The 21,083-nt window shown below is 35.4% G+C and carries 17 protein-coding genes and 1 tRNA gene; 2 read left to right on the forward strand and 16 right to left on the reverse strand.

What is annotated here, in order from left to right:
* Nucleotides 1-284: 284 nt before the first annotated feature.
* A complete protein-coding gene (gene rfaH / locus BW142_RS02500; protein ID WP_076923763.1) occupies nucleotides 285-767 on the reverse strand; it encodes a transcription/translation regulatory transformer protein RfaH in 483 nt (160 codons plus the stop codon).
* A 757-nt stretch (nucleotides 768-1,524) separates the two neighbouring features.
* On the opposite strand from rfaH, the gene BW142_RS02510 reads away from it, so the two are divergent.
* Entirely contained in the window at nucleotides 1,525-2,895 is a 1,371-nt protein-coding gene (locus BW142_RS02510; protein ID WP_076923765.1) for an MBL fold metallo-hydrolase, read from the forward strand.
* Nucleotides 2,896-3,135: 240 nt separating this feature from the next.
* Here BW142_RS02510 and BW142_RS02515 read toward each other — a convergent pair whose 3' ends face one another.
* The 15 genes from BW142_RS02515 to BW142_RS02585 form a co-directional block, all read right to left on the reverse strand.
* Nucleotides 3,136-4,557 (reverse strand): lipopolysaccharide biosynthesis protein, encoded by a 1,422-nt coding sequence (locus tag BW142_RS02515; protein WP_024597847.1) that lies wholly within the window; start codon nucleotides 4,555-4,557, stop codon nucleotides 3,136-3,138.
* 80 nt (nucleotides 4,558-4,637) lie between these two features.
* Entirely contained in the window at nucleotides 4,638-5,681 is a 1,044-nt protein-coding gene (locus BW142_RS02520) for a TDP-N-acetylfucosamine:lipid II N-acetylfucosaminyltransferase (RefSeq protein WP_024597846.1), read from the reverse strand.
* Nucleotides 5,671-6,801: a dTDP-4-amino-4,6-dideoxygalactose transaminase gene (gene rffA / locus BW142_RS02525; RefSeq protein WP_076923766.1), complete on the reverse strand. Its 1,131-nt coding sequence runs from the start codon at nucleotides 6,799-6,801 to the stop codon at nucleotides 5,671-5,673. Before rffA ends, BW142_RS02520 begins: the two co-directional genes overlap by 11 nt.
* A 2-nt stretch (nucleotides 6,802-6,803) precedes the next feature.
* Nucleotides 6,804-7,496 (reverse strand): GNAT family N-acetyltransferase, encoded by a 693-nt coding sequence (locus BW142_RS20520; RefSeq protein WP_024597844.1) that lies wholly within the window; start codon nucleotides 7,494-7,496, stop codon nucleotides 6,804-6,806.
* Nucleotides 7,496-8,371, reverse strand: a complete 876-nt coding sequence (rfbA, locus tag BW142_RS02535) for a glucose-1-phosphate thymidylyltransferase RfbA (protein ID WP_024597843.1) — start codon at nucleotides 8,369-8,371, stop codon at nucleotides 7,496-7,498. The genes BW142_RS20520 and rfbA overlap by 1 nt, the downstream gene beginning before the upstream one ends.
* A gap of 1 nt (nucleotide 8,372) precedes the next feature.
* Nucleotides 8,373-9,476, reverse strand: a complete 1,104-nt coding sequence (gene rfbB, locus BW142_RS02540; protein WP_024597842.1) for a dTDP-glucose 4,6-dehydratase — start codon at nucleotides 9,474-9,476, stop codon at nucleotides 8,373-8,375.
* Between the two features lie 104 nt (nucleotides 9,477-9,580).
* Nucleotides 9,581-10,624 (reverse strand): glycosyltransferase, encoded by a 1,044-nt coding sequence (locus BW142_RS02545; protein WP_024597841.1) that lies wholly within the window; start codon nucleotides 10,622-10,624, stop codon nucleotides 9,581-9,583.
* A complete protein-coding gene (locus tag BW142_RS02550) occupies nucleotides 10,602-11,720 on the reverse strand; it encodes a glycosyltransferase family 4 protein (RefSeq protein WP_024597840.1) in 1,119 nt (372 codons plus the stop codon). The genes BW142_RS02545 and BW142_RS02550 overlap by 23 nt, the downstream gene beginning before the upstream one ends.
* Before the next feature lie 17 nt (nucleotides 11,721-11,737).
* A complete protein-coding gene (locus BW142_RS02555) occupies nucleotides 11,738-12,613 on the reverse strand; it encodes a glycosyltransferase (RefSeq protein ID WP_024597839.1) in 876 nt (291 codons plus the stop codon).
* Nucleotides 12,606-13,772, reverse strand: coding sequence for an O-antigen ligase family protein (locus tag BW142_RS02560; protein ID WP_024597838.1), 1,167 nt, complete (start codon nucleotides 13,770-13,772; stop codon nucleotides 12,606-12,608). Before BW142_RS02560 ends, BW142_RS02555 begins: the two co-directional genes overlap by 8 nt.
* Before the next feature lie 24 nt (nucleotides 13,773-13,796).
* Nucleotides 13,797-14,732, reverse strand: a complete 936-nt coding sequence (locus BW142_RS02565; protein WP_024597837.1) for an exopolysaccharide biosynthesis polyprenyl glycosylphosphotransferase — start codon at nucleotides 14,730-14,732, stop codon at nucleotides 13,797-13,799.
* A 117-nt stretch (nucleotides 14,733-14,849) separates the two neighbouring features.
* Nucleotides 14,850-15,830, reverse strand: coding sequence for a Wzz/FepE/Etk N-terminal domain-containing protein (locus tag BW142_RS02570; protein WP_024597836.1), 981 nt, complete (start codon nucleotides 15,828-15,830; stop codon nucleotides 14,850-14,852).
* A 113-nt stretch (nucleotides 15,831-15,943) separates the two neighbouring features.
* Complete coding sequence (locus BW142_RS02575) at nucleotides 15,944-18,619, reverse strand: SLBB domain-containing protein (protein ID WP_076923767.1); 2,676 nt, start codon at nucleotides 18,617-18,619, stop codon at nucleotides 15,944-15,946.
* 122 nt (nucleotides 18,620-18,741) lie between these two features.
* Nucleotides 18,742-19,524, reverse strand: a complete 783-nt coding sequence (locus BW142_RS02580) for a DUF481 domain-containing protein (protein ID WP_076923768.1) — start codon at nucleotides 19,522-19,524, stop codon at nucleotides 18,742-18,744.
* Between the two features lie 185 nt (nucleotides 19,525-19,709).
* Nucleotides 19,710-20,528, reverse strand: coding sequence for a mechanosensitive ion channel domain-containing protein (locus BW142_RS02585; RefSeq protein ID WP_076923769.1), 819 nt, complete (start codon nucleotides 20,526-20,528; stop codon nucleotides 19,710-19,712).
* Nucleotides 20,529-20,813: 285 nt separating this feature from the next.
* Here BW142_RS02585 and BW142_RS02590 point away from each other — a divergent pair.
* Nucleotides 20,814-20,889: transfer RNA gene (locus BW142_RS02590), tRNA-His, on the forward strand.
* The last annotated feature ends 194 nt before the right edge of the window (nucleotides 20,890-21,083 follow it).

A 21,083-nucleotide genomic window follows, 5' to 3' on the forward strand; every position in this document is an offset into this window, starting at 1 on the left:
AAATATGATTGCACAAAGAGAAGCGAATGAGGAGTAAATGAGAAGCCTTTTAAATAAGTACTTTATGAGTTTACTTCTCTAAAGCTCAGTGTGCTCTTAACCCTTTTGTGAAGAAGTTCTATTACGAGCTTTGCTCGTCACGCCAGCAAGCTGTGCGTCTACAAGTGAACTTAAGCACGGTATTTTAAGTGCTTTGGGCACGCTTCCGCCCTTAGGTTACAGTTCCTATGTACTGATATAAAGCTATTTTACGCGGCATAAAGCCGCTGCTACGTTTTTAGTTATTATTGTTTAATATCTTTATTATCTACACTTACTTCAATTTTTTGATTAAGTAAGTTAATTAGTAAAATACTGCGCAGGTCGCCATCGGGCTCTTTGTATATTGCTTGTATATTACTGAATGAATCGTTATTCACACTTACTACATCACCTGTTTTTGGTATTTGTGATTCAGTGGTGAGTAAACGTTCATTTTTTAGCTGGTCAATTATGTGCTTAGAAACCACCTGATAATTTGATCCATAAGAAACAAAACCGCCTATTCCACGGGTGTTTTTTACAGCAGAAAAATTACCATTTTTTGATTCAAGGCATACAAATAAATAATTAGGGAATAAAGCAGTGTGTTTGACGGTCCGACGACCTTTAACCAACCTTTCGGTAGTTAATTTGGGGTAAAACGCTTCAATCCCTTGATTTTGCAAGTTAGTTTTGGCTCGTTCTTCTTGCTTTGGTTTGCATACGACTAAATACCAACATTCCATAGTAGCCCTTAATACATAACTAAATTGCAAAAAATACAATTCCAAACTAAACAGCGGCGACATTATAGCCAACATAGAGTGCCTATGTAAATACGCCTTAGTGGTTAATAGCCACTCACTTTGATAAATATTGTTATTGAGTTTAAAGGGAGTAAAGGCTTTAACGCTAGTTTAGTACCTATAAAGCTATGTTTAGATTGGGCTAAACAAAAGTTTAGCCGCGAAAATTTATTAAGTAATTTAATTAATATTTTTTAAATAAATATATAAGTAAGAGCGCGAAGTAAATTCGCACCTACAGGTTGGTGCATATTTGTAGGTGAGGTTTTATACCTCGCTTTTTTAGGTGTTAAAACATGAGCGCGAAGTAAATTCGCACCTACCGGTTGGTGCATGTTTGTAGGTGAGGTTTTATACCTCACTTGTTGTTAGGAGTTAAAACACGAGCGCGAAATAAATTCGCACCTACCTGTTGGCACATATTTGTAGGTGAGGTTTTATACCTCGCTTTTTTAGGTGTTAAAACATGAGCGCGAAATAAATTCGCACCTACCTGTTGGCACATATTTGTAGGTGAGGTTTTATACCTCGTTTTTTTAGGTGTTAAAACATGAGCGCGAAGTAAATTCGCGCCTACAGGTGGGTACATGCTTCTAGATAAGGTTATTAATTTAGCTCAAGCGTTAGAACCTTGAATAATTATGGCTTTACTTCTACCTTAAAATTCAATGTAACAAATTGATGACAAGGAAGCACAATGCAAATACTTCACCACGGAGCGGTTAACGGCGTTACTGGTTCGTGCCACGAGCTGGTAGTTAACGAGCAAACAAGTGTGCTTATTGATTGCGGGTTATTTCAAGGCGAAGACTCTAAAGTCGATCTTTCAATTGAGTTTAATATTACCCATGTTACTGCCCTTATTGTTACCCATTGCCATATTGACCATGTTGGCCGAATTCCTTATTTATTAGCAGCCGGTTTTAAAGGCCCTATTTTTACAAGTCTTGCATCAGCCAGCTTATTACCTTTAGTAATAGAAGATGCTTTAAAAGTGGGTGTAACCCGCGACCCTAAAATTATAGCTGCCTGCTTAAGCTTATTAAATAAACGCATAGTTGCTGTAGATTATAAAACGTGGTTTGAACTACCTTGCAAAGGGCTCAATAAAGCTAAAGCGCGGTTTCAGCGTGCAGGCCATATATTAGGTTCTGCCTACGTTGAAATTGATATTACAAATAATGATAACAACAAACATCGCGTTGTGTTTTCAGGGGATTTAGGCGCACCGCATACCCCGCTACTCCCTTCGCCTAAAGCGCCCTATAAAGCCGATACCCTCGTTATTGAATCAACCTACGGGGATAAAAATCATCAAGGCCGTAAAGAGCGCACTCAAACGCTAAAAAACATTATTGAACGCGCTGTTAGCGATAATGGCGTGGTGTTAGTGCCAGCTTTTAGTATTGGCCGCACACAAGAGCTGCTATATGAGCTTGAGCAACTCATACATAGCTCATCTAAAAAGTCTAAGTGGCGAGACATTCACGTAATACTCGACTCCCCTATGGCAGCCAATTTTACTGAGCAATACAAAAAGTTTAAACACCTATGGGATAGCGAGGCCAAACGCAAAGTTGCAAACGGTAGGCACCCGCTCGATTTTAAAAACCTAACTACGGTTAATTCACACAAAGAGCACATAGCTACTATTAACTATTTAAGTTCGCGGCCAACACCAGCCATAATATTAGCAGCAAGCGGTATGTGCACTGGTGGCCGAATAGTTAATTATCTTGAGCGATTTTTAAGTGACAAAACCACCGATGTATTGTTTGTAGGTTACCAAGGAAACAAAACGTTAGGCCGCGAAATACAAAAATATGGCCCGCGTGATGGGTATGTTTTTATAAATGATGCTCGCATTACTATAAACGCAAAAGTACATACAATTAGCGGGTACAGCGCCCATGCCGATCAAAACGGATTAATTAAGTTTGTAACGGGTATGTATAAAAAGCCAAGCCATATAAAAATTGTGCATGGCGATGATGATGCAAAAGGTGCGTTAGCAGTAAGGTACAAAGAGGTTTTAGATAATGATGTTGAAGTTGAGATAGGTAAGTAATAAAGCTTTAATTTGAGAATTACTTAAAGCTGATACGCACATACTTCAAATAGAAGATAATTAAACACTTGTATTTAGACTGTTTTTCCTTCAAAAAAAGTCATGAGAGTGCAGCCAAACAACTGTTAATAGTCGCTTAGTGAAATGATCGAATATTTTTAATTGTTTATTAGGCTAACTTTAAAAATGTTTATGCATTTATTTGTGGTTAACCTAATTGTAGCAGCCAAAGAAAGTTTGCTAAGGCTTAATTCCTGATATTTTTTTTGCAATAAAGCTTTTACTTTCAAAAATTTCATTTTTAAAAAAGAAAAATAAGCTCAATAATATCAGACACCAATATAACGCAAAATAATTTTGTAAACTGCTACCGTATAATGCATGTATAACAGAACCAAATACCAGTAAAGTTGTATAAATATACATACCCAACCTAGGAATTGCTTTCCAAAAGTAAATAGAAAATTCAGTTCTTAATATAAAAAATACCCAGAAAGAAAAACACGTACTTATAGCGGCGCCAATTGCACCATACTTTGGAATTAACCAGACGTTTCCTAGCAAGTTAACTCCAAAAGCAACTACAGAAGCAAGCATTGAAAATCCGGTGCGCCGGGTAATACCTAGGCCTACGACGCTTGTTTCGGATAGAGTATAAAGCAATGGATATCCTAAACACGGAACTAAAATCCACTGAACCGCTTTGTAATTATCCGGTAGTATAAACGTTACTACCGCAGAGAGTAGGCCAGCCAAACAAAATAAAATAATAACGACTAATAATACATATCGGTTTACTTTAAATATTTTATCAAGGTTTTCATTTGCTGCAGCCCACTTATATACAACGGGAACCCAAACAGTAGAGAAAACACTCTGAATAATGGTCGCAGCGGCAGCAAAACTAACAGCAACAGAGTAAAGCCCTAACTGCTCAAAATTTGAGAGCTCTTTTAATAATATTTTATCTGACGCAGTTAGCCCCCAGAATGCCAAGCTGCCAAAAATCAGTGGCATACCAAAGCTTAAAAGACCTTTCAACTGATTAAAATCTAGCTTTTCCTTAAGTCCTGCAATCCACTCGCTTTTTGTATTCCACGCATATATAAAAAAAACTAATGATATAGCTGCAACATTGGCTATTACAAGATTAGTAATATTTTTATTAACAGAAAATAAAACATAACCTAAGATAATAATTATTAGAAGTAGCTTAGGAAGCAGTTGACTCATTGAGTAGGCGAAGCCTTGCTCATTCATTCGCAAAATTAAAGATAAAAACCTAGACATAAAAGCACATAAAACAGCTAAAGCTACTAACAGGCTGAGAAATTGGCTATTAACTTCAAATAACCATAACGAGATTGTATTACCATAACTGAATAGTAAACATAAGCTAATAATTAATAAGCTTAAACCTGGGAAAAATGACGCTTTTAATAGGCCTGGTTTATTACTTACTTCGTGAAATTCACGTACATACGCTTGATCTAACCCTAAGCTAAAAAAGAGTGTGCAAAAACCTACCACTACATTTAGCATAGCTATACGACCAATATCTTCTTGAGTAAAAAACCAAGTGATAATTGGCAAACTGACAAAACCTAAAAGAGCACCACCTACTGGGCCCAATGCGAAAGATAGAATTTTTTTTGGGGTCATATTTTTTATGTTCCAACATACTAGTAAACCCCAATAGAATATTATTTATAAAACAACGACTATTAAAGATTTTGAAGTAGTTACTTATCAAATAATTGGGTAAGTTGCTTTTTATAGTTATCTGTAGAGAAGTAATTTTTTACAATTTCAATATTTTTGGGCGATTTGTGGCAATCTAAATTAATGAGCTTTTCAATATCGCCAACGTTAATACCTTTTTTAGCAAAAAAATGCCATTGTGTGGTTCCACTTCGCAAGTAAACAGTTTTACCAAGGCCTAATAAAGTTATTGTATTCCCCATAGCTTGTTGCCGCTTATGATTAAAAAAGGCAATATCAATTGAGCTTAAAAATAATAAATAATCATCAAATGGCATAAACTCCGTAAGGGGTTGAAACTTATCACCAAACCATTCTTTACCCTGCTTTATTACTTGCTGCGCATATTCTTGATGCCCATACGATAAAGGTACATAAATACAAATATCTTGATGTTTAAACGGTAATAACTTTTCCAACGCCTCTATATGATTGTTACTCGGGTCGGCTGAGTTGCCTACTTGAATATTTACCCTCACCTTATCAACTGCGGGAAGTTTGTATTGTTTGTATAAATTACTCGTGTACATTAAGCACTCATGGTAATTTCCTTTAGCCCCATACCAGTCTTTTGCAAGAGCTACATCTCCTTCTAAGTATGTAACTAAATGCCCAAGCCCACTTATTACCCTGTGCCTTAAAAATTCATTTATCTTTTCTTTGAGAGTGACACGCTTTAATTGATAGGCGTATAAGTCTGCTCCCCATATCATCCAATAACACTTTTTAAGCAACCAAGGCATAACACTTAGTATTTGAACCATTTTTATATCGATTAAACTGTGTAATATAATTTTATCAGCTCGGTGCATTTTTATTATTAACTGAGTATGGTGCTTTACCTTTAATAAAGTCGAACGCCCTGACAAGCAGATATTCTTAGCATCTTCAAGCTCATCATCAGCCATGCCATTTTTAATTAAAAACTCATGCTCATCACTATTAAAGTTTTGGTTTATAAATCTAATATATGGAGGAATAAATTTATCACATTCTGCTACATGTAATATCCTTTTAGCCCCCACGGAGAAAATCCTCAACTGCTTTAACAACCTTTTCTTGTTCAACGTGGGTCATTCCGAAGTACAGTGGTAAACGGACAAGTTTTGCGCTTTCATGGGTCGTGTAAGTATTATCACCTACAAATTCTCCAAACATTTCTCCCGCAGGGCTTGAGTGCAGTGGAATATAATGAAAAGGTGTCGTAATTCCCTGCTTTTTCATATAACTAATAAATTCATTTCGCTCTTCATTTGAGCTTAATTTTATATAAAACATATGCGCGTTATGCTTTATTGAATCGGGAATATAAGGTAACTGTTCCGCTTTTAGTTTTAGGCTAAGTTTACTGTAATAATAATCCCATATTGATAAACGAAAATTATTTATAGTGTCTGCTGCTTCAAGTTGAGCATACAAATAAGCCGCTTGTAACTCGCTTGGTAAAAAGCTCGACCCTATGTCTTGCCACGTATATTTATCGACGATGCCATGCAGGAACTGGCTACGATTTGTTCCTTTCTCACGTATAATCTCAGCTCTTTCAATCAATTTAGGGTCATTAATTAAAATTGCCCCACCTTCACCACCCGATGAGTAGTTTTTAGTTTCATGAAAGCTATAGCAGCCTATATGACCAATAGTTCCTAGTGCTTTCCCTTTATAGGTAGACATTACGCCTTGTGCAGCATCTTCTACTACCCACAAGTCATGTTTTTCTGCGATAGCGAGTATTGTATCCATTTCACAAGCGACACCGGCATAATGTACGGGCACTATTGCTTTTGTTTTAGCCGTAACCGCTGCTTCAATGAGTGTTTCATCAATATTCATTGTGTCCGGGCGAACGTCAACAAATATAATTTTTGCACCACGTAATACAAACGCATTCGCTGTAGATACAAATGTATATGAAGGCATTATAACTTCATCACCTGGCTGAATATTAATTAAAATAGCCGCAAGCTCTAGGGCTGCTGTGCACGAAGGCGTTAGCAGTGCTTTTGTGGTATTAAAATTACTTTCTATCCATGCTTCACATTTTTTTGAAAATTGCCCATCACCACATAACTTATCAGAGTTAATAGCTTGCTCTATGTATTTTAACTCGTTGCCTGTTTTAGGAGGCATATTAAAAGGGATCATCTTTAAACCTGTTTGTAGAACCAATACGAAATATCAGCAATAGCAAAACCATTTTTACTATATAAATTTGCAGCCGAAATATTACTTGTTTGTGTTGCAACCTTTATTACTCTAGCTTTTTTAGCAATGCAATAGCTTTCAACAAGTGCGAGTAGTTTTTTGCCTAAACCCTGTCCTTGGTAGGGTAAAGCAACACCAATAAGCCCTACTGTTGCTTCTTCCTCTCGAACCCTGACTGTTACAAAACCAGATATAACATCATCATTTTTTATCACTAGGCAACAATCATCAAACTTTGAAAGGACGGCATTTTCAACCCATTTTTGGTAAAAACTGTCTCGCTCTTGTGCCGAAAACCAAGGTTCTCGAAAGCGACTATTAATATATAAGTCACTTACGATACATTTAAGCTCTTCAATAGCGCCATGATTAGCTATGTAAGCTTCAAAACTTGTAAAAGCTTTTGAGTTTGCCTTGATATCTTTTTTAAATACCAACTCGCCTTCAATAAAACTAAAGCAATACTCATTTATAGTATTTAAGCTTAGGTAATCTGTAGAGCTAGCTTTTATAGTTATAAGTGAGTCTATAGGCCAATCATTACTTTTTATCTTAGGAACAGGTAATTCTAACGAAAATATTTTACGCTCGAAAAACTGGCTATCCCATTCTCTTTGAGAAAAATAGTTGCTCATTACTTTGATATTAAATCCATTAGATACTTACCGTAGCTATTTTTCAGCATAGGTGCAGCTAACTCTTCCACTTTATGTTTTGTTAGCCAACCATTATTAAAACCAATCTCTTCTAAACACGCTATTTTGTAACCTTGACGCTTTTCTATGGTTTCAACAAACTGCGCTGCTTCAAGTAAGCTTTCATGCGTACCTGTATCAAGCCAGGCAAAGCCGCGACCAAGTATTTCAACATTTAGCTTATTTTGCTTTAAATAAATTTCATTTAAGCACGTTATCTCTAGCTCACCTCTATGCGAGGGCTTAACTTGTTTGGCTATTTCTACAACAGAATTATCGTAAAAATATAAACCGGTTACCGCTAAATCAGACTTTGGTTTAGCTGGCTTCTCTTCAATGGAAATAGCCTTTTGGTTCTCATCAAATTCAACGACACCAAAACGTTCCGGGTCTTTTACTTGGTAACCAAATACAGTCGCTCCTTGCCCATTTTTGGCATTCTCGACTGCATGTTTTAACTTAGGACTAAATCCTTGACCATAAAAAATATTATCACCAAGAACTAAGCACACATCATCGTTGCCAATAAAGTATTCACCTAAAATAAACGCTTGGGCTAATCCATCTGGGCTAGGTTGAATTGCGTAATTAAGCTCAATACCAAATCGTGAACCATCACCAAGTAAACGCTTAAATGAAGCACTATCCTCAGGGGTCGTAATAATTAATATTTCACGAATTCCCGCTAACATTAAAACTGATAGCGGGTAATAGATCATTGGCTTATCGTAAATTGGAAGTAACTGCTTGGATACACCCATAGTAATAGGATAAAGGCGTGTACCGGAGCCTCCGGCAAGGATAATTCCTTTCATGCTATTTTCCTTTAGCTGTCATATTTATTTCGCCCAGTCGCTCACGCTGATATGAACCATCTTGTACGTTTTGACACCACGTTTGATTATCTAAATACCACTTAACCGTTTTACGTAGGCCTGTTTCAAAGGTTTCTATTGGTGTCCAGTTTAGCTCTGTACTCATTTTTGACGAGTCGATGGCATAGCGTCGATCGTGGCCAGGACGATCTGTCACATACGTTATCTGCTCTGAGTACGAGTAATCTTTAGGTACTAAAGTATCTAGAATGCTGCAAATACTTTTAACAACTTCAATGTTTTGCTTTTCGTTATGGCCACCAATATTATAGGTTTCACCAACTTTACCTTCAGTTACTACCTTATATAAAGCTCGAGCATGATCTTCAACGAATAACCAATCACGAATTTGATCGCCTTTACCATAAATAGGTAAATCTTTTCCTTCTAGGGCATTAAGTATCACTAAAGGTATTAATTTTTCAGGAAAATGATAAGGCCCATAGTTGTTTGAACAATTGGTTACGATAGTAGGTAATCCATATGTTCGTAACCAGGCTCGCACTAGGTGATCACTCGATGCTTTACTTGCAGAATAAGGGCTACTTGGTGAATAAGATGTTTGTTCAGTAAACAAAGGTAGCTCTTTACCCAAGGCATTACCTTCTTGCTCATCTGGATGTGGAAGGTCGCCGTAAACTTCGTCAGTTGAAATATGATGAAATCTAAATGATTTTTTATCATCGTCATTTAATGTATTCCAGTATTCACGAGCCGCTTCTAATAAGTTGTAAGTGCCTACAATATTAGTTTGTATAAATTCGGCCGGCCCAGTAATTGAACGATCAACATGACTTTCAGCAGCTAAATGCATTACTGCATCTGGTTTATGTATTTTAAAAACACGATCGAGTTCAGTACGATTACATATATCAACTTGCTCAAATACGTAGCGGTCATCACTAGCAATTGAATTTAATGATTCTAAATTACCAGCATAAGTTAACTTATCGAGATTAATAACTGAATCATTAGTGTTTTCTATAATATGGCGAATTACAGCAGAGCCTATAAAGCCCGCCCCGCCAGTTATGAGTATTTTCACTATACACCCTAATATATTTGATAAAATTAGGTATATTAACTATCTATTAATACCTAACTTAGAATTTTAATTTGTATTCATTTAAGCTAACCGCTATAGGCTGGCTAGCTATTGAGCAAGCGTTGCAGAGATAAATAATAAAGCTCTATAACATCTTCTAAATCTAAATGTCTGACTAGGCCTTTTAATTGCTCTGTATCTACACACATATCATTAAGCGAGTTTATTGCTTTTGCTAAGCTATCTATATCACCTACAGGGTAAATGCTACAGTTTGGATAAGGCACACGTAATACATCATCTTCATAACTGACTCTTAAAAGTTCTGCAGGGCCTGTTTTACAATTAGTAGTAATAATAGGAATACCCAAAGCAAGAGATTCTACTAAACAATTAGGAAAACCTTCAGTTTCTGACGCTAATAACATTGCTTCTGATTTAAGAATGTATGGATAGGGGTTACTTGAATGCCCAACAAAAAATACTCTATCTTCTATGTCTAATTCTTTAGCTAATGCAGTTAAATCATCACGAGTATCGCCATCTCCAACTATTACTAGATTCTTTTTTTTGTTACAGGCTTTTAAAGCCAGTAATATATCCTTTATTCGTTTTGACTCAACTAGGCGCCCTACTGAAATCAAAAAGTTTTGAAATGGAATTGGACTGACATCTTTAAAAGAAAGATCTTGATAATTTTTTAAATCATGTGGATTATATATTTTCTCAATGTCATCTCTAGATAAAAATATCTTTGCTTGTTTCTGCATTTCTTCAGAAATGCATACTATACTATTAGCTTTTTTATAGGCAAGGCGAATGATGCATGCATTTCTGCTACGCTGAAATCTCTCAAAACTACTGTGGCAGACTAGCTGTGATTTATACCTCATAAAGACAGATAAAAAAGAGTTTATAATATTTGGATACAACAGATGAGATTGAACAACATCAGGTTTAAATTTTAAGATAAGGAAAATAAACTTAAAAAAGCCTGAAATCTTCCAAAACTTACTTACTGAACCTTCTTGTAAATACAAGTGCTTAGTTTCACAACTGCTATGTTTTGTAAATCCATCAACTAGGCTATTAAAAACTTTTTCAGCGCCTCCCCCAGAGGAGGAATTAGTTAGAAGCAGTAGTTTCATCTGTGCAACCTGCTTTATAGCTTTGTAAGTATTCTGAACACATTCGCTCTAAACTAAAATCTTTTAAAAGCTTCTTATGTTGCGCTTGAATAACTTCCTCTCTTAAAGATTGAGATTCAATTAAGTTACTAAAAGTTTCTTGCAACTCTTTATCATTATTAAATAAAATACTTTCAGATACCGTAGGATCCAAAATCAAACTATGCGCTGGAATATTTGATAGCAAAATAGGTAGTTTAGCGGCCATTCCTTCCAGTACAGAAATTGGCAACCCTTCCTCTCTAGATAACGATAAAAAAATATCTGACGATACGAGTAGCTCATTTATATTTTCAACTTTTCCTAAAAATTCGATAGCAGCATTATCACTAGCTAAACTCAAAACCTCGGCTTTAAATTGCTCACTTTCTATGGCGCCTGCAATCGAGAAAGTGAATCTATAATCAGGATATGATTTATTAAGGTACTGAATAAGTGAACTTAAACGATCATAACCTTTTCTATATTTAACGTTTCCTACCAAAACTACTTTTACATTTTTAGTTAATATAGATTTTTCTTTTACTTTAAAGTTAGAAATATCTACTGAATTTTCAATAACTTTAAACTTACTTCCAAACGCCTGTGTAAACCTATCAATATCTTGCTTTGAAACACCAACAATCACATCTGCGGCTTTATTAATAAAAAATTTATGTATTCTACCAATAAGGCGGTTTGAAAAACTATTCCCATAATAAAAGTCATATGAGTTTCTTAAACTTACAACGTAAACAAAATCTTTTTTTATAAGGCCAGTAAGAATCAAAAAAGAAAAAATTAAATCCGCACCTTTTAACTGACTCTGAATGGCATCAAAATTTTGACCTTTTAAGTATTTAGGTATAGCAAATATAGACTTTAATGCACCAACAAGTGGAGAGTTAGCATCTGTTACTTGAGTCAACTCCCTGCCATTCCAAAAATTCTTTTGAACATTATTATGGTTCCACAAAAGGGCAACCTTGCCTTGAACAAATTTTCGATCGACCATTCTCCGGATTGATGCTTCAGCACCACCAACTCCATTTGAGTTTAATAAATAAAGAACTTTCATATATTCCTTAAAATGAATTAATTAAACTTTGCTAAAAAGTTTTTTAATGAAAATACTAAACTTCCTAAAAAGGAATGTTTAAGAAAAAAATAAACAGCTCTTTTCGATTGTGAACTAGACAAAAGAGCAACTACTAACCACAGGGGGATTTTTTGCCCTCGATTTACAAGATCATTCAGTAACCAGAATGTTACTTTGTCTTTCAAATACTCAGCATGTTTACTTAAAAACTGTATAGCACCTGTTGCTGTTTTAGTGCCCGTTGTAATTCTTTCTCTATTTGGATCCACATTTACTTTATATAGCTTTTTTCCCAGTTTTAAAAAAGGCTTATTTTGAGCTAAAACAACGCGAAACCAACAGTCATAGTCCTGCCATGCAACCATTTTTTCATCAAAAATATTATTTTTTAAAGTATCTAACTTTGTAAATACTTGGTTCCCCACGTAATTTTTTTCAACGAGATCAAAGTGTGTATACTCAGTTTTATTTAAATCAAACCTGTTTGAGTGCACCCCAAAGATAGAATAATCAGCACAAAGTAATGCATATCTATCATTCCAAGCTGCAAGGTAACTTTGAATACAATCGGGTTCCATTATATCATCATCGTCTAGCCCAGTTATAAAGTCCCCAGAGGCCATATCAATAGCACGATTCCTTGCATTACATGCCCCTTTAGGTTGCTCATTAACTAAGAATTTTAGCCTATGGTCTTTATTTGCAATGCCTTCTAAAAGAGAAATAGAGTCTTCACACTTCCCATCCAAGGCTACTATCACCTCAATATTAGTATGTGTTTGAATCAGAACCGAATTGAGTGATCTACTAAGGTCACTAGGACGATAGTGAGAGGGAATATATACACTTACTAATTGTTCTTGATTAGACACGTTTTTCACCTAAGTTATATACAAATGGAACTACTAAAAAAAGTATCCAGTATGGGTACACCCACATTTCATTAGAAATTGAGAGAAAACAAAATATTATTATTAGGTATCTATTAGCTCTTTTTTGCGTATTAAATAACATATATGTAAAACCAGAAATAATAAGCGTAAATAACACTATCCCATGATCTACTAATATAGCTAACCATCCATTATGAGGTTGAACATAACGCATACTTAACTCGAGTAAACTCCTTACCCCTGTTATCCCATACCCTAATACCGGTCTTTCGTAAAATCCATCTAGAGCTAATCGCCACATAACTAATCGCTGAGAAAACGTTGATAAGTGCTCAAAAAGAGAGAAAGCAATTACAGCGCCGAACAAAATAAAAGCAATGAAACCTATGTTGAAAATTACTTTAATTTTTAATTTAATAAACATTAACCTAACCAACAGGAGAGCACTGATTAATAAAACAGTTTTTGAACCTGAGGCAAAAAGGGTAAGCAAACAGACTAATAATAGAGCTCTATTAAAAATAGTTTTTTTAATATTAACAATAATATAAATACTAAAAACCATTAGTAGTGAAGTATAGTTTGGATCGTGTGCATAACCTGATGGCCTTACACCTAATAATGATAGTTTATCCTCAAATGCTTCACCGGAAGACCCTATAGATACAAATGGTAAATCGCCAGTCATAGCTTGGTACAAGCAAGAAAGAGACAAAAAAAAGCTAGATAAGAGCACTGAATTTATTAATACTTTATCATTTAAATATTTTTTATTTAGCAAAAAATAAATAGCTATTAAAAAATTATATATATACAAAATAATTACATTTTTATATACGGTAGTATTCTTATCAATATCAGAAAATTGCCAAGCAATTTGATCTTGAATCACTATTAATGTAAGTAATAATGTTAGTAAAACAGCGCGAGTAGGTACTACCCAATCACCAAATTTTACTTTTACTAGCAATGCAATAATTAAACTCGAAATAAAAAACGGGAAAACTAAAAACCGAATATCAAAACCAAGCGAAAATGTTCGGTTATAAATCGAGAAAATTAAAATGCTTATAAATATTGCGCTTAGTGATCTATTTAAGCCTAATTTATTTTTTTTAACGGCTTCATGAAGCTGCATTTATTGATTTAACCCTTCACGCTGTTAGCGGCCCATACCAAAAATTACAGTTTTAATTGTAAGCATAAGAATTTTTAAATCTAATATTGTAGAGTGGTGCTTAATATAATAAATGTCGTATTTATGCTTCCAAATTGCATCTTCTACCGATGCGCCATATGGGTACCTAACCTGCGCTAAACCGGTAACACCGGGTTTCACTGCATGGCGGAAGCGGTAGTACGGAATTTCTTTTTCAAGATCTTTGATAAAGACTTCTCGCTCGGGCCTAGGACCGACTATTGACATACTTCCCTGTAGAACATTTATTAGCTGAGGTATTTCATCAATCCGTGTTTTTCGAATGAATTTACCTACTTTTGTGATTCTTACATCATTTTCACTAGCCCATTGAGCACCATTTTTTTCAGCATCACTACGCATTGACCTAAATTTGTAAACTTTAAACTCTTCATTGTATTGGCCTGTTCTTTTTTGTTTATATAAAATAGGGCCAGGGCTTTCTAATTTAATAAATAATGCAGCAGTTAATGAAAACGGTAACGTTACAATAAGTAAAAATACTGAACTTACGATGTCTAAAACTCTTTTAGTTATTTGAGTTCTTTTATTAGATAAGATTGAAAATGCCTTTTGATGTAGAAAGTAGCTACTATTCAATAAATGTACTTCTGTATAGTTTAATCTACCATCTAGATAACTAACTAATGGCTCTACCCAGGCACCACTTTCCGTTGCCCTTACTAAAAAAGCGCGCTGTTCATCTGTAAGCTGCGCACTTCTATAATGACATATGACTTTTTCAGTAAAGTCAATTAGTGAGAAGTCATTAATTACAAGCTCAAATGAATGGGCATTAATAATTTCTACGATATTAGAAACACACTCATTTGGGCAAAATACATATATTTTATTTTGCTTTAATGCTTCTTTTTTTGATTTAAAACTCTTAGTAAACAATTAAAAATTCCAATTTGTCTTATGTGTAAATAAATACCGTGTTACTTATGACTCAAAGTTTAATCATCGAAAGTAGTGTTTATTTAAAATTTATTTATAGTTTTAACCTAATCTGACTTATTTTATAGGTTTACTATTTCCCTGTTTAATAAAATATCTCATTAAGACAAAGACACAACTAATAAAAAACCCTAACAAAACCCCTACAAAGCAAATCAAAGCTCTTTGCGGTTTAAACTTTTTCTCTGGCACGATAGCTGGATCAATTGTTTTGAAAACATATTCATCTCGTACATTAGCGAACATAATGGTTTTTGTTTGCTCTTCTACTAATTTATAAAGTACAGCACGAATATCAGCAATTTTGGTTTGTTGTATTTGTGAAATTAAAAAACTAGTGCTTTTATTTGCTTCGACTACATCGCGCTGTTTCATGGTTGAGTTTATTTCTTGTATTAGCCAACTTACCCATTGCTCTGCAATATATGGTGATACATGCTCTACTGAAATAGTCACCATACCATTTTCTTTATTCGCATTTGTAGAAAGTACTTTTGTAAACTCTTTGTAAGCTTCTTGCATTGAAGGTTCAGCCTTAAAAGGAGGTTCAACTTCACGAACCCATTTAGCTTCACCTTTTAAATAAAGGTCTTTGTTATAATTTATTGTGTTATTTTGACTATTCCACGATTTTGCGGCCATTAAATCAGGCAATATATTATATTTTTTAATAAACTCGCTGGTAAATTTACGCGATTGCAACACTTCAAGTGCCATCTGAGTTTTATCTACACTACCGCCACCTAAACTAACACCTGCTAAACTAGCCAAACCGCCAAACTGACCTGCTAATGCACCTAGTCCTCCCTGCTGCTCTTGCTCTGCAGGTGCTAATAAAGCTTCTGACTTATAAATGTTAGGCTGATTAATCGCATAAAAAACAGACGCCACTGCAAATAAAATGGTTACTACAATAATAATCCATTTACCCTGCCAAATAGCAGTAAGCAGTTCTCTTAAGTCGATTTCGTCATCAGCAATGTCATAAGCAATCATAGGCTTATTTTTATCTGTATGATTATTAGAGCTATTATCCATTTACATCTCATATTTTGCTATCAGCTATTAAAATAGTTTTAATAGCGCTAATACAAACTTAAGTTAGAAATACTTTCGTTCTACTCAAGCCATTAGAAAAAACATACTTTCTATTAAATACCACTAATAGCAGCAACCGCTACACCTAGTTGGTACATAATCTGCGTTGCTGTACTCCAAAGTGTTAGCTTATCCATATGACTTGCATCCATTGGTATCACTATTGTATCACCAGGCTCTAACTGCTCTGTATTATTAGCCGTAAACCAGCCACCTGTATCAGGAATTTTCACCGAACCGTTAGCTTTAATTATGTAAATGCTATCTTCATCAGCGCGCTCTTTAAGACCACCGCTCAGACCAATGTAATCATCAACGCTAACGCCCGTTTTGTACAAGTGTGATGTTGAGTAATTAACCTCACCAATCACACTGATTGAATCACGCTTACTAGGTACATACAAAACATCACCATCTTGAAGTACTAAGTTTTGTTTGTTTTCAACAATTAAAGGTAAATCGATAACTAAGCGCCCCACAGCTTCTACACTTGCTAAATCATTTAGAAGCATATTCATTTCATCATACGAAAGTGTGTTGCTGCTTACTGAATTTTGAAAGCTTTTTGATGCAATATCACGGCGTAGCTCTGTTGATAAACGAGCTAACTGCTCTTGCTCCTGTTCCTTTATAGAAGCTCGAGTAAATACTGCAGCCTTCTCCTCTGCAAATTCAGAGAAGCCGCCTGCGCGCTCTAATAGCTCTGTTAATGTTTCGCCACGGCGGATAGTGTAAGTGCCCGGGAATCTAAGTTCACCTTTAAGTTCTACTTTTACGTTTTCTTGCCAATTTGGGATAGCAAATACGTTAATACTGTCTTTACTCTTTAGCATGATATTGCTCTGTAAATCGCCGCGCATTGCGCTTTCTAAATCTAGGCGTAAGTGCTCAATTTGAGAGCTGTCGCTTTCAACAATCCGAGTAATCTCTGCCTGTTTTACATAAGCCGACTCCAGCAATCCACCGGCAGCAGTAACTAAATCACGCACTTCACCACCAACCATTAATGGGTAAATACCTGGAAATGTAACGTTCCCGCTAATTTCAACAAGTTGCATAGCTTGACTCACTGAAGCTTGCTGCTTAAATCTAGCTATAATTGGCGCTAATAAATTATAGCGACTAAATAATGCATAATCTTCAGGTTTGAGTTCTTGGTCTTCTTCTTTTGCTTTGCGTTTAGAAATTTCAGCAATAGTGAGTATTTTATTGTCTTCAAGAACAAGCTCTTCACCTTCTTGATTAACACCAATGTATTTTTCGAACTCTTTTTGCTCAAACTTATGCCATTGCTCGGCTTTTTGTTGCTGCTCTTGTTGCTCTTGGCTAAGAGCCATATTTGCTAGAGCTGATTGTTCTACTTCTTTTTCTTCAAAACGGCTAAATACAACAATTTTGTCATTAGCTTTAAGTTGTAAGTTGTTTTCAGGGTTTTTAATAATCGCTTGAGCAACGTCGAACTGATGCGCTTCTATATCGCCGTTTATATTTATTTCGCGGATTACGAGTCCATAGCTTAAATCTGCTTGCGGTAGTAAGTCACCACGTACTGATTTAAGTACATCAGAAATACGCTTACCTTGGTGCCATTGATAATTGCCTGGGCGTGCTACTGCACCAATTAGGCTAACCGAATTTTGATATTGAGAGCTAACTGAATTAAAGCGAATACGGTCGCCATCTTGTGGAATATAGTTAATTTGTGATTTTGAAAAATCTACCGAGAGTACTTCTTTACGATCGAAGTTAAAGCGCTCTACAATTGCACTTTTGGCATAGGCATTTGGTTTAAGACCTCCGGCCATTGCTAATAACTGCTTGGCCGACTCGCCTTTTTTAAGTTCAAATATAGCTGGTCGCTTTACTGCCCCTTCAACTCTTACTTGAGCACCAACCGATGGAATAAATACTGCATCGCCCGATTTTAATACAATATCGTTACTGCTATCGCCATTAATAAGTAAGTCGTAAAGGTCAAAATTTGCAACTACGTTGCCAGCTCGTTTAACTTGAATGTTACGAAGAGAAGCAATATCTGATACACCACCACTTACAAATAATGCATGCGAGACTGTTGTTAATGAAGAAACACTGTAGCTACCTGGCTTATAAGCTTCACCTAGCACTAAAATACGCATGCTACGAAGCTGACCAAGCGATACAAAAGCTTTTACACCTATTACCTCTTGCTCTACTTTTACTTTTATTAGTTCTTTAATTTCAGCAAAGGTTAAACCAGCCACTTCTACAGGGCTTAGATCAGGGATACTAATACGCCCTTCACGGTCAACTATGACTTCGAAGCTGTCACTTTCTTTGCCATAAAAGTTGATTTTTAACTGATCGCCAGGACCTACAATATAGGTATCTGGTACTGCAGCATTTTCGCTTGGCATAAATGTAGTGGGTTCACCTGCAAACAACTCGTAACCATATGGTTTTAATTCGTCTTCTTTTGGTTTGAACCGCTCTTCATCTGTTAGCTGCTCTTTCTCTGGCTCTGCACGCTCGCCAACAGTGCTTTTCTGCTCTGTATTATTTTCATTATTAGATTGGTTTGTACCAGTGATCGTTGATACATCGACACCGTATTGTTTTGCTAGGGCTTCTTGCTGAGCTTTTGGCAGCTTTTTAAATTGCTCAATTTGAGAAGCTGTTGGCGTAAAAGCCAAAGTACTAAAACTACAAAGTAGAATAAAAGCACTAATAAATTGTATAAAAACTTTCACGAGTAGGTATATCCCTAGGTCTACAACCAAAATTGGTGGCTATAATACATTAATTTTGAGCAAATAAAAAAGGGACTTTCGTCCCTTTTGTCACTTTAGTGTCATTAACTTAGTTACATTGGTTAAAAACTGTAAACCAACGTGAATGACGTTTCAGTGTCAGTGCTTTCTTTGTCGTCAGCAACATCTGAGTTGTTAGTGACATTAAAAGCGACTTTCATTTGTAACGAGCCGTTTATTTTTGCAAGTAATGCAGTTTCAGAGCGAGTTTTAGTGTTTGTATCACCGTACTCAACAGCAACTAATTGAGTAAAACGTGCATTCTCAGAAATTTGCCAGTTGTAATCTAACTTACCCAAGGCAATTACTTCGCCTTCAAATTCACCAGCAAGAGAGTTACCGTTGTCATCAATTTCAGTGCTGTCATCTGGGTATTCAAAGTATTTATAACCAGGACCAATTTCAGCACTTAACCACATGGTTTTTTCGTTTAATAAACGTAAACCGTAACCTGCAGAAATTACTGACTCACTTCTATAAGCTCCAAAATAATCTGAAACGTGTGAACCATAAATGAATAAATGAGAATGATCTTCATTTAATTTGTAATTACCTTGTGCAGAAATTGAATACTTTTCGTTAGTGCGCTGCTTGTTTTTGTCGCCATTAGCATCTTCAACTTCATCTTCTTTGTAGATACCATCTAGCTTGTATTCGTTGTTCCAGTGTTCAAGATTGTGCTGTACCTTGATACCACCTTTGAGTGTGGTCGTTTCTGTATTACCACTTGTGACAATAGCACCAAGCTCACTAGTAACTTCCCACGTTTTTTGATCTACGTCTGCCGCGAATGCATTTGTTGCAGCAGAGACTGCAACTAAAACTGATAAAAACTTTAATTTCATTAAAAAACAACCTTTGTATAAATGTATATCTATTTTATTAAAGCATTACTTGTTAGAGCAAGCTAAACAGCTAAGTAATAATGTAAAAAATTTCATGCAGTAAATACTGCATGAAATTTTATAACTAATAGCTATTTTATCACTACAACAATTAAAGATAACTTTAATTAAATAACTATTTAAAATTAGTCTTGCTTGTGAAAGTGAACATCCATTTGTGGAAATGGGATAGTAATATCTGCATCATCTAATGCGATTTTAATATTTTCCATTAATGACCAGTAAGTAGGCCAATAATCAGCAGCGTTAACCCAAGGGCGAACAATAAAGTTAACACTTGAATCACCTAACTCATTTACAGATACATTGTAAGCTGGATCTTTAAGTATGCGCGTTTCTGCATCTAATACAGATTTTAATACTTCTTTTGCATGACGTAAATCAGCATCGTAACCAACGCCAATAACTAAATCGATACGACGAGTAGACTCTCGCGAGAAGTTAGTAATAGCACCAGACATTATTTGAGAGTTTGGTACGATGATTACTTTATTGTCTGGAGTACGAAGCTCAGTTGAAAATATTTCGATTTTCTTAACAGTACCCATTTTATTACCAGCTTCAACAAAGTCACCAGATTTAAACGGGCGAAGTAAAATAATAAGTACGCCTGATGCGAAGTTAGATAATGAACCTTGTAATGCTAAGCCTACAGCTAAGCCTGCAGCACCTAAAATAGCAATGAACGAAGTTGTTTCAATGCCAATTTGCGAAAGCGCCATTAAAATGGTTACTGCGAACACAAGAGTGAACACGATGCTAGCAACAAAAGATCCAACTGCCTTATCTACTTTCTTCTTAGCAAAACCTTTTTCAGTTAAGTTAGAACAAAACTTAGCAACACGACTACCAATTAAAAAGATAACAAGCGCAACAACAGCTTGAATACCATAATGTAAGATTAGGCCTGAGTTTTCGTTGAGCCAATTAAGTACTGAATCCATATTTACTCCAAATGTTTTTTATTAAGCGTTTTCGGGCATTATTATACATTAATTTACAATTTATTCTCATGAAATAATGAATTGATACTATTAAATGCAACTGTATTCGATTTTTTACAGGCAATTATGTGCCAAATATCCCCCCGGGTATGGGTAAATATTAATTGCCCAACGCTGATTACATTCGCATGGTTTAAATTATTTTAATTTATTTCACTTTTGGGCTTCACAACATTTATTATTTTATGTATTATGCGCGCCACACCAAACAAGGTGTGTGTAGTGGCGGTTGTAGCTCAGTTGGTAGAGCCCCGGATTGTGATTCCGGTTGTCGCGGGTTCAAGCCCCGTCAATCGCCCCACTTTTTCTCCTAGTAATACCTTTATATATATTTTAATAATCCCCCCTAAATTATCTTTTTATATCCTATACAACATACCTAATCTTCGTTATCAAAATTAATTACTATTTTAAGCTAAAGCAGTTTATCAGCAACCTCTCCTATTTTAATAAGTTTAATTTGAAGATTTATTAAACAAGTATTTAGCCTAAATT

Origin of the sequence: Pseudoalteromonas sp. EB27, from assembly GCF_001974875.1 — a bacterium.
Lineage (GTDB): Bacteria > Pseudomonadota > Gammaproteobacteria > Enterobacterales > Alteromonadaceae > Pseudoalteromonas.